At 60.4% G+C, this 333-nt stretch carries 1 protein-coding gene; it reads right to left on the bottom strand.

The genetic code is table 11. The features are described from left to right. Positions 1–333: ATP-binding cassette domain-containing protein (locus EN807_RS33710; protein WP_135938031.1), on the bottom strand; the 333-nt coding region annotated here is incomplete at both ends.

Here is a 333-nt window from a genome sequence, read left to right on the forward strand (position 1 = left end):
CTTCGTTGTCACGCGACTGAGAGGCTGCGGGCCGCCCCGCTTGGCCCCGTCGCGTGACAAGTCTATCGAGCACGTCCTTGGTCAAACCGTAGATCTCGATCTGGCCACTGCGTAGCATCAATATGCGATCGCATTTGGAAGCGAGAGAGGGCCGATGGGTTATGACAAGCACGGTCGTCTTTCGTGAACGCGCCTGGATGATCGCCCGCTCGAGCGCGGCTTCGCCGTTGGAATCGAGATTTGCATTGGGCTCGTCGAGAACCAGCACCTTGGGATCGCCGTAAAAGGCACGAGCAAGCCCGATGCGCTGACGCTCGCCACCCGAAAGGCGAA

The organism is Mesorhizobium sp. M5C.F.Ca.ET.164.01.1.1 (genome assembly GCF_004792125.1).
In the GTDB taxonomy this organism is placed as follows: Bacteria; Pseudomonadota; Alphaproteobacteria; order Rhizobiales; family Rhizobiaceae; genus Mesorhizobium; species Mesorhizobium wenxiniae.